17 protein-coding genes are annotated in these 12,508 nt (G+C 37.7%); 10 read left to right on the top strand and 7 right to left on the bottom strand.

Going from position 1 to position 12,508, the window contains the following annotated elements:
• Positions 1-70 precede the first annotated feature (70 nt).
• A complete protein-coding gene (locus VB711_RS00800) occupies positions 71-640 on the bottom strand; it encodes a Uma2 family endonuclease (RefSeq protein WP_323283761.1) in 570 nt (189 codons plus the stop codon).
• Between the two features lie 101 nt (positions 641-741).
• On the opposite strand from VB711_RS00800, the gene VB711_RS00795 reads away from it, so the two are divergent.
• Positions 742-1,005, top strand: coding sequence for a hypothetical protein (locus VB711_RS00795; RefSeq protein WP_323283760.1), 264 nt, complete (start codon positions 742-744; stop codon positions 1,003-1,005).
• A 162-nt stretch (positions 1,006-1,167) separates the two neighbouring features.
• Here VB711_RS00795 and VB711_RS00790 read toward each other — a convergent pair whose 3' ends face one another.
• Positions 1,168-1,884 (bottom strand): pirin family protein, encoded by a 717-nt coding sequence (locus tag VB711_RS00790; RefSeq protein WP_323283759.1) that lies wholly within the window; start codon positions 1,882-1,884, stop codon positions 1,168-1,170.
• A 264-nt stretch (positions 1,885-2,148) separates the two neighbouring features.
• Here VB711_RS00790 and VB711_RS00785 point away from each other — a divergent pair, with 264 nt between their 5' ends.
• From VB711_RS00785 to VB711_RS00775, 3 genes are all read left to right on the top strand, one after another.
• Positions 2,149-2,559, top strand: coding sequence for a thiol-disulfide oxidoreductase DCC family protein (locus VB711_RS00785; protein WP_323283758.1), 411 nt, complete (start codon positions 2,149-2,151; stop codon positions 2,557-2,559).
• 94 nt (positions 2,560-2,653) lie between these two features.
• The gene (locus VB711_RS00780; protein ID WP_323283757.1) at positions 2,654-2,992 is read left to right on the top strand and encodes a killer suppression protein; all 339 of its coding nucleotides are present in this window, start codon (positions 2,654-2,656) and stop codon (positions 2,990-2,992) included.
• Complete coding sequence (locus VB711_RS00775) at positions 2,982-4,094, top strand: helix-turn-helix domain-containing protein (protein WP_323283756.1); 1,113 nt, start codon at positions 2,982-2,984, stop codon at positions 4,092-4,094. The genes VB711_RS00780 and VB711_RS00775 overlap by 11 nt, the downstream gene beginning before the upstream one ends.
• Positions 4,095-4,117: 23 nt before the next feature.
• On the opposite strand, the gene VB711_RS00770 is transcribed toward VB711_RS00775, so the two are convergent.
• Positions 4,118-4,546: a hypothetical protein gene (locus tag VB711_RS00770; protein ID WP_323283755.1), complete on the bottom strand. Its 429-nt coding sequence runs from the start codon at positions 4,544-4,546 to the stop codon at positions 4,118-4,120.
• A gap of 236 nt (positions 4,547-4,782) precedes the next feature.
• On the opposite strand from VB711_RS00770, the gene recN reads away from it, so the two are divergent.
• Positions 4,783-6,507 carry a DNA repair protein RecN gene (recN, locus tag VB711_RS00765; protein ID WP_323283773.1) on the top strand — a complete coding sequence of 575 codons (1,725 nt, stop codon included), beginning with the start codon at positions 4,783-4,785 and terminating at the stop codon, positions 6,505-6,507.
• Between the two features lie 60 nt (positions 6,508-6,567).
• Here recN and VB711_RS00760 read toward each other — a convergent pair whose 3' ends face one another.
• From VB711_RS00760 to trxA, 3 genes are all read right to left on the bottom strand, one after another.
• Positions 6,568-7,266 carry a glutathione binding-like protein gene (locus VB711_RS00760; RefSeq protein ID WP_323283754.1) on the bottom strand — a complete coding sequence of 233 codons (699 nt, stop codon included), beginning with the start codon at positions 7,264-7,266 and terminating at the stop codon, positions 6,568-6,570.
• A gap of 169 nt (positions 7,267-7,435) precedes the next feature.
• Positions 7,436-8,101: a nitroreductase family protein gene (locus VB711_RS00755; RefSeq protein WP_323283753.1), complete on the bottom strand. Its 666-nt coding sequence runs from the start codon at positions 8,099-8,101 to the stop codon at positions 7,436-7,438.
• A 463-nt stretch (positions 8,102-8,564) separates the two neighbouring features.
• Entirely contained in the window at positions 8,565-8,888 is a 324-nt protein-coding gene (gene trxA, locus VB711_RS00750) for a thioredoxin (protein WP_323283752.1), read from the bottom strand.
• A gap of 76 nt (positions 8,889-8,964) precedes the next feature.
• On the opposite strand from trxA, the gene VB711_RS00745 reads away from it, so the two are divergent.
• The 5 genes from VB711_RS00745 (at position 8,965) to VB711_RS00725 (ending at position 11,995) form a co-directional block, all read left to right on the top strand.
• Positions 8,965-9,279: an ArsR/SmtB family transcription factor gene (locus VB711_RS00745; RefSeq protein ID WP_323283772.1), complete on the top strand. Its 315-nt coding sequence runs from the start codon at positions 8,965-8,967 to the stop codon at positions 9,277-9,279.
• Positions 9,280-9,437: 158 nt separating this feature from the next.
• Positions 9,438-10,043, top strand: a complete 606-nt coding sequence (locus VB711_RS00740; RefSeq protein ID WP_323283751.1) for a VWA domain-containing protein — start codon at positions 9,438-9,440, stop codon at positions 10,041-10,043.
• 43 nt (positions 10,044-10,086) lie between these two features.
• Positions 10,087-10,692, top strand: a complete 606-nt coding sequence (locus VB711_RS00735; protein ID WP_323283750.1) for a VWA domain-containing protein — start codon at positions 10,087-10,089, stop codon at positions 10,690-10,692.
• A gap of 19 nt (positions 10,693-10,711) precedes the next feature.
• Complete coding sequence (locus VB711_RS00730) at positions 10,712-11,317, top strand: VWA domain-containing protein (protein WP_323283749.1); 606 nt, start codon at positions 10,712-10,714, stop codon at positions 11,315-11,317.
• A gap of 282 nt (positions 11,318-11,599) precedes the next feature.
• Entirely contained in the window at positions 11,600-11,995 is a 396-nt protein-coding gene (locus VB711_RS00725) for a salt stress protein, Slr1339 family (protein ID WP_323283748.1), read from the top strand.
• 19 nt (positions 11,996-12,014) lie between these two features.
• On the opposite strand, the gene VB711_RS00720 is transcribed toward VB711_RS00725, so the two are convergent.
• Positions 12,015-12,395 (bottom strand): helix-turn-helix domain-containing protein, encoded by a 381-nt coding sequence (locus tag VB711_RS00720; protein WP_323283747.1) that lies wholly within the window; start codon positions 12,393-12,395, stop codon positions 12,015-12,017.
• Positions 12,396-12,508: the final 113 nt, after the last annotated feature.

Raw genomic sequence — 12,508 nt, 5'->3', positions numbered from 1 at the left:
GCAATGCTAAACCCTTACCCACAGAATCAAATTATTAAGCTGTGTTTAGTATAATCACTAGAAAGATTCTTCACCGAATTAAACCAGCACGTTGAAAGATTGTATGGGGAGTAATTTCTAATTCTGGTAATGTTTCATGGCTAATGATTTGATTTTCTCGAAAGGTGACAGGAAGAGAAGATGGTGTAAAGACAGTGATAGTTTGAGAAATTGTATCTACTATCCAAACCAGCAAAATCCCAGCTTGAAGATAACAAGTAGCTTTTTCAATCATGTCTCCAAAGCTTTGACCAGGAGAAATAATTTCAATCACCAATTCTGGAATAACTGGACAAGCTTCATCTTTCAACCAGTCAGCAGAAAGACGGTTATAGGAAACATAAGTTAAATCAGGTATAGGTATCCAATTTTCTTGGTTTCTGGTTAACTTGATACCCCATTCCACGACAACGCGACCTTTTTCTTGCGCCCATGTAGATAATAGTATAAATAATGCTCCTGTGGTTGAACCATGAAAGAATTTAGGAGACGTTTGATCATTTTTATATTTAGGTACAGCTTCACCGTCAACGAACTCATAAGTAGTATCACTTTCGGGAAGTGCAAAAAATTCTTCGAGAGTGAGTTTGGTTTGAATCATAGTTAGTTTTAGTGGATTATTTCAATAATAACCGGAAATCTCTTTTTATTTCTTGTAATTTTTAGTAATACAAAATTCTGGATGATTGGGGATAATAATTTATGTCAGTTGCACAAGTTCAAAGATTTTATGAAGCTTTGATATTAGATCAATCTCTTTATGAACAATACGTTAATAAATGCTGTTGGCGTGGTTTTCTAGGCAGTTTTCATTGGGATAAAACCAAAATTATTAATTTTGCTGCTACTCTAGGCTATAACTTTAATGAAAGTGAATTAGAAGAATTATGGTTTTATAATGAGCCTTTTTTTGATGAATCTATTAATTTATCTGAACAAAGAACATTGGAAGAACTAACAATTTAAAATCTACATTTTCCATTTGTAGCAAGAGATATAGGATCAAAAAAAGATAGGCCATATATAGTAAATATGACCTAATCAAATAAAATGATCAGCGAATTATTCCAAAAAGTGTTAGAAAATGAACTCTTAACTTTACCGATTACATATCGCTACGGGAATGAGTTAAGCTAAATCAAAAAGCAGGATTTCTGCATTGTTGTTAGTGCTAATTTCTAGTTTTTCTTCTCCAATGATTTGCACTCCATCACCTGCGCTGAGTTCTTGACCATTGAAAGTGATTACACCTTTGGCTATTTGTAACCAAGCATAACGATGAGGACGGAGATGATAATTAACAACATCACCCTGTTCTAAAATAGAGGAATATATATCCACATCTTGGTGAATAGTTACAGCACCATCACGTCCATCTTTAGAAGCAATTAAACGTAATTTTCCTCGTTTGTCTGCTACTGAAAAAGATTTTTGTTCATATCTTGGTGCTAATCCCTGTTGATCGGGTAAAATCCAAATTTGTAATAAATGCAGTTCTTCAGTTTGGGAAGGATTAAATTCGCTGTGCATAATTCCCGTACCAGCACTCATGATTTGTGCGTCACCGGGACGAATTACTGAACCTGTACCCAAGCTATCTTTATGTTCAACTGCACCAGATAAAACATAGGTAAGGATTTCCATATCTCGATGTCCGTGGGTCGGGAATCCAGCACCAGCAGCAATGCGATCGTCGTTAATAACACGGAGGCTACGAAATCCCATCCGTTGAGGATCATAGAAATGGCTAAAAGAAAAGGTATGATAACTATCAAGCCAACTGATTTCACTATGGCCGCGTGCTTTGCTAGGATGGATTATGTAGTTAATTGTATTTTGAGTCATGGTTTTACCTCACTAATTTAGTTTTATGTTTTTAGTATTTAAGTCGGTGTTGTTGGCAAGAAATAATTTGAACTATTTAAATCATAAGGTATCTCCTATTAATTGAAAAGTAGGAACTTATAAGTTAGCTAGTTACCAAAAATAAACTATTAATTTTGTATTTTTTTCTCATGCAGAGAGTAATTATGAGTCTTGTTAGAAAGACATGATAATTTTCAGAATTATGCCATTGTAGAACTGTAACCCAAAATTAGGTACATTGCTATGAATTACTACGTTATTTATGACGGTAACTGCAATCTCTGTGTCACTCTAGTACAATTACTGGAAAGTCTAGACCAAGGAAGGCTGTTTCATTACGTCCCAATGCAAGATCAAGAAACTTTATCTAAGTGGGGAATTACTCCCCAAGATTGTGAACAGGGGATGATTTTGATTGATGGTAATGCTTTAGATAGACGTTGGCAAGGTAGTAATGCGGCGGAGGAAATTGGGCGATTATTGCCGCTAGGAAGTATATTTGTAGAGGCTTATCGGGCTTTACCGGGGATGAAATGGGTGGGAGATAAGTTTTATGAACAAATCCGCGACAATCGCTACACTCTTTTTGGTAAACGTGCGAATACCTATCAATCAGCATATTGCGTTGATGGTAGCTGTAAAGCTGAAGAATGAGTTATTTTGACATGGATTACGCAAGAGTCACGGAATAATGTATCATTAAAGCGGAGCGCGTGGTGTTAGCCAATATTTACAGAACCGTGATAAAATGGATATTGTATTTCAAAGTGATACGTTTAGAGAAGAGTGCAATAACCAACGGCTTCTAGTAAAGAAACACGGTGCAGATAGAGCAAAACGCATCCGAATACGGCTAGATGATCTATATGCTGCTAATGTACTGGAGGATATGCGAAACTGTCGTGGCCGTTGTCATGAATTGCTTTATGACCGAGCAGGTCAATTATCCCTTGATTTGGATCATCCATACCGGCTTATCTTTGAGCTCGCAGATGAACCAATTCCTACTAAATCAGATGGTGGTCTTGATTGGGGTAAAGTAACTGCCGTAAGAATAATCGGCGTGGAGAATACACATGGAAAGTAAGATCCAAAATCAGTATAATCCAGATTACGTTTCTCCTCCTGGGGATACCCTGCTTGATGTTCTCGAAGAACGAGAAATGACCCAAGCGGAACTAGCGGAACTAACAGGAAAACCGAAAAAAACAATCAAGGACATTATTAAGGGTAAAGCAGCGATTACGTCAGAAACAGCATTGCAGCTAGAATCGCTATTCAATATTCCAGCTAGTTTCTGGAATAATCGTGAACGACATTACCGAGAATTTCTAGTCCGGCAAAAAGAAAAAGAACGTTTAAAAAGCCAAGTATCTTGGCTAAAAATATTTCCTGTCAAGGACATGATTAAATATGGGTGGATTTGTCGCTGTGACGACAAACTTCAACAGTTACAAGAGGTGCTAAATTTTTTCGCTGTTGGCTCTTTTAAAGAATGGGAGAAAAAGTGGTGCATTAATCATGTATACTTTCGTAAGTCTTCAACATTTGATCTGGACTTTGCTGCTGTTGTGGCTTGGTTGCGTCGCGGAGAAATTGAAGCTAGTGAAATTACTACTAATTTTTATGATTCTCAAAAGTTTAGAGAGTCACTACAAAAAATTCGCTCTCTAACTGTAAAACCCCCAGAAATATTCCAGCCGGAAGTAGTACGTTTATGTGCAAAGGCCGGTGTTGCTGTAGTTTTTTTGCCGGAACTTCCTAGAATGCGAACTAGCGGTACAACCCGTTGGTTAAATTCGGATAAGGCACTAATTCAACTTAGTCTGCGCTACAAGACTGATGATCATCTGTGGTTTACGTTTTTTCACGAAGCTGGTCATATTTTGCTGCATGGTAAAGACAATTTTTTCTTTGAGGGAAAAAGTGTTACATCTATTGAGGATCAAGATAAAGAGAAAGAAGCAGACAAATTTTCTGAAAATATACTCATTCCTCCAGATCAGTTGAAGGAGTTTTTAGGATCTCAACCACCCACTAAAGCAAATATTATGGAGTTTGCATCTCAAATTGGTATTGCACCAGGAATCGTAGTGGGTAGACTTCAACACGATAAAGTTTTACCACCTAATCACTGCAACGATCTTAAACAGAAGTTTGAGTGGGTGTTAGATCAGAAGGAAAATTAATTATATAATACAGCACATATCAGTTAATTGATAGGGTTATTAAACACTTCTAAAATTTGTCTGCAAACTTGCTTTAGCTTTTCTCCGACTTCGGGAGAAGGTGAGGTGTTACCGATAAAGTCCCATTGTTCTACTGTAGAAAGTCGCCAAGCTTCACCACGATGATCAAATCCGGCGGCTTCTAGACCGATCGCTCTACGGGAATTATTGATAGGATCTTGATAAAAGCGGATTTGAATTAAAATACTGCGACTACGCCAAGATTTGCTGATTCCTGGAAAGTGAAAGCCAATGTCAATAGAATCAGGATCTACTAATTCTCTGGTTTCTGGGTCATTTTTCCAAGGTTTGAGATCGGACTTTACATCGGGAAATGCTAATTTAAACAAATTTACTACCGTGGCAATTTTGCTTGCGAGTTCAAGATTTATTGCCTGTTCAGCTGCATTCACTATAATTTTCTCCTTATTTGATTGGTGAAAACAGAAAAACGCCCAGTAGGTTGCAATATGCTGTGTCAGTGTTTTAGCTTATCAAGACTTGGGAAATTTAGCAAGAAGAAAGATGTTCTGAAAAATTTGGGGTTGCTGATTTCTGTGGTAAATGTGTTATAATTGTTGAGCATCTACAGCTATATCTGTAGTGGTAATTGATGAATTGCCCCTACTATCACGGAGATTTTGGTCTGATGTTGCTGTGCCTAAGAATTGAAAATTTTGCTCTCATCGACCAACTGGAATTGGAATTTGGCGCGGGATTGAACGTTTTAACAGGGGAAACAGGGGCGGGAAAGTCAATTATTTTAGATGCTATTGATGCTATTTTAGGCGGTAAAGTCTCCAGTCGGGTAATTCGCACAGGTACGAGTCGGGCGATTGTAGAGGGTACTTTCAGTGTCAATCCATCCTTAGCTGTGTGGCTGAATGAACAGGAAATTGATTTAATTGATGATAATTCTGTAATTATTAGTCGAGAAATTGCCGCCACTGCTAGTAATATCCGCAGTAGGTCGAGGGTAAATGGGGTATTGGTGAATCGGCATTTGATGGGAGGTCTGCGCGATCGCTTAGTGGAAATTACTGCCCAAGGACAAACTGTACAAGTAGGACAATCAGCCCAAGTCCGGGATTGGTTGGATTTACATGGTGGTGACTCTTTGATGCAGCAACGTCAAAAAGTAAACACAGCTTTTAATGAGTACCAACAAGCCCAAAAGATCCTAGAAAAGCGTCGCACATCAGAAAGAGAACGCTTACAACAACTAGATTTACTCACTTATCAAGTGCAAGAATTGGGAACAGCGAATCTTTTCGATCCTCAAGAAATGGAACAATTGACCCAGGAACGGGAACGGCTGAATCATGTTGTAGACTTGCAGCAAATGAGTTACAAGGTTTATCAGGCATTATATCAAAATGAAGATGAAACCCCGGCGGCTGGGGATTTGTTGGGTGATGGGGAAGCGACTTTAATTAATATGGTGGAGTATGATTCCCAACTCCAACCCCTGTTAGAATTGGTTAGAGATGCAGTTACAGCAGTGGTGGAAGTGGGAAGACAGATTAATGCCTATGGGGAAGGATTGGAAGCCGATCCCCATCGTTTGGCAGAAGTAGAAGAACGAATGCGGGAATTAAAACAAATTTGTCGCAAATATGGACCCACACTGACGGAGGCGATCGCATATTATGAACGCATCCAAACAGAATTGGCAGAACTAAATAACAGTGAACAATCTATTGAAAGTTTAGAACAGCAAGAACAACTTTGTTTACAGCAACTTACCCAAATTAGTCAGCAATTAACTAAACTGCGTTGTCACGCGGCCGCTGATTTAGAATCCCGATTATTAGCGCAACTTAAACCTTTGGCAATGGAAAAAGTGCGGTTTCAAATTGAAATTGTCCCCACATCTCCTACAGCTATGGGTGCAGATAAAATTACCTTTATGTTTAGTCCTAACCCTGGTGAACCCCTCCAACCATTGACAGCGATCGCCTCTGGGGGAGAAATGAGTCGTTTTTTATTAGCCTTGAAAGCGGGTTTTAAGCAAGCAGATGGGGCGACAACAATGATTTTTGATGAAATTGATGTAGGTGTTTCCGGTCGGGTTGCCCAAGCGATCGCTGAAAAATTACACCAACTTAGTCAAAATCAACAAGTGTTATGTGTGACTCACCAGCCTTTGATTGCAGCTATGGCAGATCGGCATTTTCGAGTAGATAAACAGGTGATTGATAAAACTAACAATGGTGAACAACGCACGGTAGTTAGAGTCACTAGCTTAGATAATTTAAACACACGCCGAGAAGAATTAGCCCAGTTAGCCGGTGGTAAATCAGCCAATCAAGCGATCGCCTTTGCTGAATCACTTTTATTACAAGCTGCAAATCACCGTCAACAGGATAAATAAGTAGAGTCAGGAGTCAGGAGTCAGGAGTCAGGAGTCAGGAGTCAGGAAGAAGAGAGAAAATTAAGGTTTAATCGTATTAGCCGATTGATTAAATAACAAATCTCGTGATTTTTCAATATCTACTATTTGACTTTTAAATGCTTCTGCTTTTTCGTAGGCACGAATTACTGCGGGACGGGTTTTAATTTTTTCAAACCAGCGTTTTAGGTGGGGAAAATCTGCTAAATTTTGGCGTTGAGTTTCATAAGGTACAATCCACGGATAAATGGCAATATCGGCAATAGAATAATCTCCAGCAACAAATTCTTGATCTGCCAATTGCTTGTTTAACAGTGCATATAAACGCCCGGTTTCCTTAACGTAGCGGTTAATGGCATATTCGATTTTTTCGGGGGCATATTTGTTAAAATGATGATTCTGCCCTGCCATTGGACCCAAACCCCCCATTTGCCAAAATAACCATTCTAGAACTTGCACCCGTCCACGCAAGTCTTGAGGGATTAAGTGACCAGTTTTTTCGGCTAAATACAGTAAAATTGCCCCAGATTCAAAAACCGAAATTGGTGAATTACCGCTTGCTGGTTGATGATCAACAATGGCTGGAATGCGATTATTAGGAGATATCTTCAAGAAATCTGGCTGAAATTGATCACCTGCACCAATATTAACAGGAATGATGGTGTATGGCAGTCCGACTTCTTCCAAGAAAATCGTGATTTTATGACCGTTGGGTGTTGTCCAATAATAAAGTTCAATCATGGTTTTAGTTGATGAATTTGGATGGATTTTGTGCAATTGTTTAGGCTGAGTTAGGCTGGGGAAAAATTCTTCTCTTCTAAATATCTAGTAAAAATTAAATGTGCATTTTCTAGAACCTTTGTAGAGACGTTCCATGGAACGTCTCTATTTTTGCTAATGCCGAATTTTCTTAACCTTGATAGGGGTTATCTATTTTATCTACTGCAACGTTGTAAGCGAATGGTAAACGACCGGGATTTAAACGTGCTTCTGCTGCATAACCGACGGGAACTAAAACAGCGATCGCTATATCTGAATTATCAGCCACACCAATCACCTCTTTTACTTTCTCCTCTATCCAACCATTCATAAAACAGGTAGATAACCCTAAACTTTCTGCCGCTAATACTAAATGAGTAGCAGCAATCATGGCATCTTTAATTGCATATTCCCGACGTTTTTCTCCTAAAGTTTTTTGAAATTTAGGAACAGCATCTCTAAAATAGTTGACGGTCTTTTCATTCCAAGCGCCTGTTTTTTCTCCTATTTCTAAAATCGGAGTTAAATCCTGTTCTCCTGCACTAGAATCAGCCGCAAAAACAAAGGTAACTGGTGCTTGAATAATTTGGGATTGATTCCAAGATGCTGCTGATAAAGCCGCTTTTTGGGCTTCATCTTTAACCAAGATAATCCGCCAACCTTGCATATTAAAACTACTAGGTGCAGCTACAGTTAACTCTACCAATTGCTTCAATAATTCTGGCGCTATGGGGTCTATTTTGAAATTTTTGATCGAACGACGTTGAATAATAGCACTAGGCACATCTAAAGGTTTAATTTGGGTGGTTAGACTCATGAGATTCTCCTATTATTGGATTTACGTTGCTATGGCAAAGCTTTTTTATCAGGATACAATATTTTAAGTGTCAACTCTGTTCCAGATTATTTTTAATGCTCTTTTATTAACCAATAATTCCTTAATACTACCGTCCACCAAATTTATTTGTCAGGTCAATTCAAAATCCTTCGACTTTTATTAAATTATTTTAGTAAAGACTTTGTTCGCAACATCTCTACATATCTGTGGTTGAATTATCTGATATGTACCTTTTTAGGTTAAGTACCTGGGCAAAATTAATTTAACATTTTTAGACTATCTGTTCCCTGTTCCCTGTTCCCTCTCCCAAATATAAAATTTATTTTGCATGACTACTTATACAGAAATTCCACTAAATAATCGGACTTACGCAAGATTAACACATTTTCGTCATTACGACCTAAGAAAGCAATCTCAAACCCTGATTTTTCCCTGTTACCTGTTAGATATACTCAATTAAAGCCTTGGATAAAGTTTCTTTAGCAACTGCACCAACTACGGTATTTACTTGCCTTCCTCCTCTAAATACCATTAATGTAGGAATACTACGAATCCCATAATGACTAGCTACTGTAGGATTTTGATCTGTGTTCAGTCTCACTACTTTTACCTGTCCTTCGTATTCACTCGCAAATTCATCGACAACCGTAGCCAGTAGCTTACAAGGCCCACACCAAGGAGCCCAGAATTTCACTAAGACGGGAGTTGCGCTTTCCAGAACTTCTTGCTTGAATGTAGCTTCTGTAACATTGATGACGGTTGACATAGTTTCCTGAGTTAATTCAGTAATTCGATATTATCGAATGAACAAAATATATGCCATTTTAAGAGATAATGCAACTATGAAATTTTTGTATCATCCAGAACGAAAAAATATTTCCTTGCCCGGAGTGCTGTATGCTTTAGGTGATCCGGTGCGGCTAGAGATTGTCAGAGTATTAGCGACTAAGGGGGAACAGTGCTGTGCGGGGTTTGATTTGGCGATCGCTAAATCTACCATGTCCAACCATTTTAAGATTTTACGCGAATCGGGGGTAGTCCTGACACGTAAAGCCGGAACACAGCATATAAATCAACTGCGACGAGAAGATTTAGAAACACTGTTCCCAGGGTTGCTGGATGCAGTATTGACTTCGGTTCAATCAGGGAATAGGTAATGGGTAATGGGTGATGGGTGATGGGAGTAGGAAATTCAATATTATTTATTCCTCTTTCTTCCTGTTCTGGAATTGGACTTTTTGACGATGGATCTATTTATAGATACAAGATGATTACCTAACGGTTAAACTAGAAGAGAAATAATTTAAGGGACATTATGATGAGCGATCGCGATTATACATTGATCATTGACAAAAGCGGTAGTATGTCCACCCCCGATCAAACAGGTGGTAGAAGTAGATGGGAAATAGCCCAGGAGTCTACCATAGCCTTGGCTAGAAAGTGCGAACAGTTTGATCCAGATGGCATTACAGTTTACCTCTTTTCTGGTAGATTCAAACGTTATGAAAATGTCACAGCAGCTAAAGTTGCTCAGATTTTTCAAGAAAATGATCCGGCTGGAACAACCAATTTAGCTAGTGTACTTCAAGATGCCCTCAATAATTACTTTAAACGCAAAGCTGCTGGAACAACTAAACCCAATGGGGAAACAATTTTAGTTATTACTGATGGTGAACCAGATGATCGTAAAGCAGTCTTTGAAGTCATAATTCAAGCAACTCGTCAAATGGAACGAGATGAAGAATTAGGTATTTCTATGATTCAAGTAGGTTCTGATGCCCAAGCCACAAAATTCCTCAAAGCCTTAGATGATCAGTTGCAAGGAGTGGGTGCTAAATTTGATATTTGTGACACAGTGACTTTAGATGATTTAGAAGATATGAGCCTTGCAGATGTTTTAATGAATGCGATCACAGACTAATTTAATCACCGAAAGTTTCTAATTATCAATAGAGGTGTGAGGAATGTTAGAAAATCGTGATTATACCTTGATCATCGACCAAAGCAGTAGCATGGCAACCCCAGATCAAAAAGGTGGTATGAGTCGATGGTTAGCACTACAAGAATCTACATTTGCCTTAGCTTGTAAATGTGAAGAATTTGATTTAGATGGGATAACTGTTTATCTTTTTTCTAGAAAATTCCAACGATTCGATTATGTAACTTCAGCTAAAGTAGCACAAATTTTTTCAGAAAATACCCCTGGTGACACAACAAATTTATGCGGTGTTTTGCAGGATGCAATTAACAACTACTTCAAACGAAAAGCTGATGGAAAAACAAAACCAAAAGGAGAAGTAATATTAGTTGTCACCGATGGTATACCATGCGATCGTCAATCTGTGTTTAATATGATTATTGATGCTACTCACCGCATTGACAATGATAAAGAATTGAGAATTGCTATAATTCAAGTAGGTGCAGATTCTCAGGCAACAAAGTTTCTCAAAGCGTTAGATGATCAATTACAAAGCGTTGGTGCTAAATTCGATATTTGCGATACCATCACCTTAGATGAATTAGAACAGATGAGTCTTACAGATGTTTTGCTTAAAGTGATCGATAATTAATATTTAGGAGAATTAGCAAATGTTAGAAAATCGTGATTACACCTTAATTATTGATAAAAGTGGCAGTATGGCCACCCCCGATCAAAAAGGTGGTAGAAGTAGATGGTTAGCGGCACAAGAATCTACCCTTGCTTTAGCTAGTAAGTGTGAACAATTTGATCCTGATGGTATTACTATTTATTTATTTTCTGGTAGATTTAAACGCTATGATAATGTTACTACTAGCAAAGTAGCGCAAATTTTCCAAGAAAACGATCCCTCTGGTACAACTGATTTAGCAGCAGTGTTAAAACACGCTACAGATGATTACTTTCAACGCAAAGCTTCCCAAAAAACTAAACCCAGTGGTGAAACAATTTTAGTAGTTACTGACGGTGAACCAGATGATCGTAAAGCCGTAATGAAAGTAATTATTGAAGCATCTCGTCGTCTAGATAGAGACGAAGAATTAGCGATTTCTTTTATTCAAGTTGGTACAGATGTCCAAGCTACCCGCTTTCTTAAAATTTTAGATGATGAACTTCAAAGTGCTGGTGCTAAGTTTGATATTTGTGACACAGTGACAATGGAAGATATGGAAGATATGAGTTTATCGGAAGTGTTACTCAACGCAATTACTGACTAAAATTAAGCCAAGTTCAAAAATTAACTTTTTCAAAAATGGGTTTAGCAATGCTAAATCCTTACAAGATGCAAAAGTGTGAATTAATCGTCCTAAAGTCAGTTGCTTTTTTAGATGAAATCAGGTGCGTCAGAATGTTAGAATTAGTGATTTTGATTTTAGCCTAAATTATCCTGTCTGACGCACCCTACATACTACAAAATATCCGCAAATTAATAACTAGCAACTTGAGTTAATATCCTACTACTTACAAACAAGGTAAATTTATTAATAGGAAGTGCAAAGATGGATTCTATTGATAAGCTATTAGATGAACTCAAAACTGAATATAAAGAAGAAAAACCTAAACAACAAAAACCAGCTTTAAGTAGAAATGAACCTTTAATTTCATTGTCTCCCAAGTCAGATTCTTTGATAGATAATTTATTAGCAGATGTTAAAGCCGATTTTGCTTCTATAGATGCGGCTGAGGACTTGAGAAGACACCAGGAATTAGAACAAGAGAAAATTCACCAAGCACAACTCAAAGCTAGAGAAATAGAGAAGTTACACAAACAAGCTAAGGAATGGTTAGCTAAATTAGATCCTTTATCAACTGAAGGAATTTGGTTTGAAAAATTTGCTGAAGGCTATTATTCAAAATTAGAAGCAGCTATTGAGTATTTACAAAACAATTACTAATTAAAAAATAGACAGTCACTTATTTTTCTATTTCCTCCTGTGATTTGCCATTTGTAATTATAGATTTATTGATTTGAGATGAATACTGGATAGCCCATTCGTGCATTGCATAGAGAATTGGTTTGAGACTTGCACCTAAAGGGGTGAGTGAATATTCTACCTTGGGTGGAATTTGCGCGTATACTTCTCGATGTATAATTCCATCTTCTTCTAATTCTCTGAGTTGCTGAGTGAGCATTTTTTGGGTAATTCCAATTAAGGAACGTTGTAACTCACCAAACCGTTTAACTCCTACAATTAGTTCTCTAATAATCAAAACTTTCCAGCGTCCACCAATTATATTAATTGTAGTTTCTACTTCACAAGTTAATCTATTGTTGATTTCTGCTTCTGCTTTCATAATTTTATGTTCTAGAGTAAAGTAAAACTACTCCTGTTTCATTACTTATTTGATCTAATTTTTCAGGAATTAATTAATACAGGGCTTTATCCCTCAACCCTCCCCGCAAGGGA

This window comes from Cronbergia sp. UHCC 0137 (genome assembly GCF_034932285.1).
Classification (GTDB): Bacteria; Cyanobacteriota; Cyanobacteriia; order Cyanobacteriales; family Nostocaceae; genus Cronbergia.
This window is presented reverse-complemented; position numbering and strand designations above follow the sequence as displayed.

Bases quoted from the DNA above. Each gene is read 5' to 3' on its own strand.
- VB711_RS00775 (WP_323283756.1), top strand. From the start codon at position 2,982: ATGGAAAGTAAGATCCAAAATCAGTATAATCCAGATTACGTTTCTCCT.
- VB711_RS00735 (WP_323283750.1), top strand. From the start codon at position 10,087: ATGTTAGAAAATCGTGATTATACCTTGATCATCGACCAAAGCAGTAGC.
- VB711_RS00785 (WP_323283758.1), top strand. From the start codon at position 2,149: ATGAATTACTACGTTATTTATGACGGTAACTGCAATCTCTGTGTCACT.
- trxA (WP_323283752.1), bottom strand. From the start codon at position 8,888: ATGTCAACCGTCATCAATGTTACAGAAGCTACATTCAAGCAAGAAGTT.
- VB711_RS00740 (WP_323283751.1), top strand. From the start codon at position 9,438: ATGATGAGCGATCGCGATTATACATTGATCATTGACAAAAGCGGTAGT.
- VB711_RS00745 (WP_323283772.1), top strand. From the start codon at position 8,965: ATGAAATTTTTGTATCATCCAGAACGAAAAAATATTTCCTTGCCCGGA.
- VB711_RS00795 (WP_323283760.1), top strand. From the start codon at position 742: ATGTCAGTTGCACAAGTTCAAAGATTTTATGAAGCTTTGATATTAGAT.
- VB711_RS00725 (WP_323283748.1), top strand. From the start codon at position 11,600: ATGGATTCTATTGATAAGCTATTAGATGAACTCAAAACTGAATATAAA.
- VB711_RS00760 (WP_323283754.1), bottom strand. From the start codon at position 7,266: ATGATTGAACTTTATTATTGGACAACACCCAACGGTCATAAAATCACG.
- VB711_RS00755 (WP_323283753.1), bottom strand. From the start codon at position 8,101: ATGAGTCTAACCACCCAAATTAAACCTTTAGATGTGCCTAGTGCTATT.
- VB711_RS00720 (WP_323283747.1), bottom strand. From the start codon at position 12,395: ATGAAAGCAGAAGCAGAAATCAACAATAGATTAACTTGTGAAGTAGAA.
- VB711_RS00790 (WP_323283759.1), bottom strand. From the start codon at position 1,884: ATGACTCAAAATACAATTAACTACATAATCCATCCTAGCAAAGCACGC.
- VB711_RS00800 (WP_323283761.1), bottom strand. From the start codon at position 640: ATGATTCAAACCAAACTCACTCTCGAAGAATTTTTTGCACTTCCCGAA.
- VB711_RS00780 (WP_323283757.1), top strand. From the start codon at position 2,654: ATGGATATTGTATTTCAAAGTGATACGTTTAGAGAAGAGTGCAATAAC.
- VB711_RS00730 (WP_323283749.1), top strand. From the start codon at position 10,712: ATGTTAGAAAATCGTGATTACACCTTAATTATTGATAAAAGTGGCAGT.
- recN (WP_323283773.1), top strand. From the start codon at position 4,783: ATGTTGCTGTGCCTAAGAATTGAAAATTTTGCTCTCATCGACCAACTG.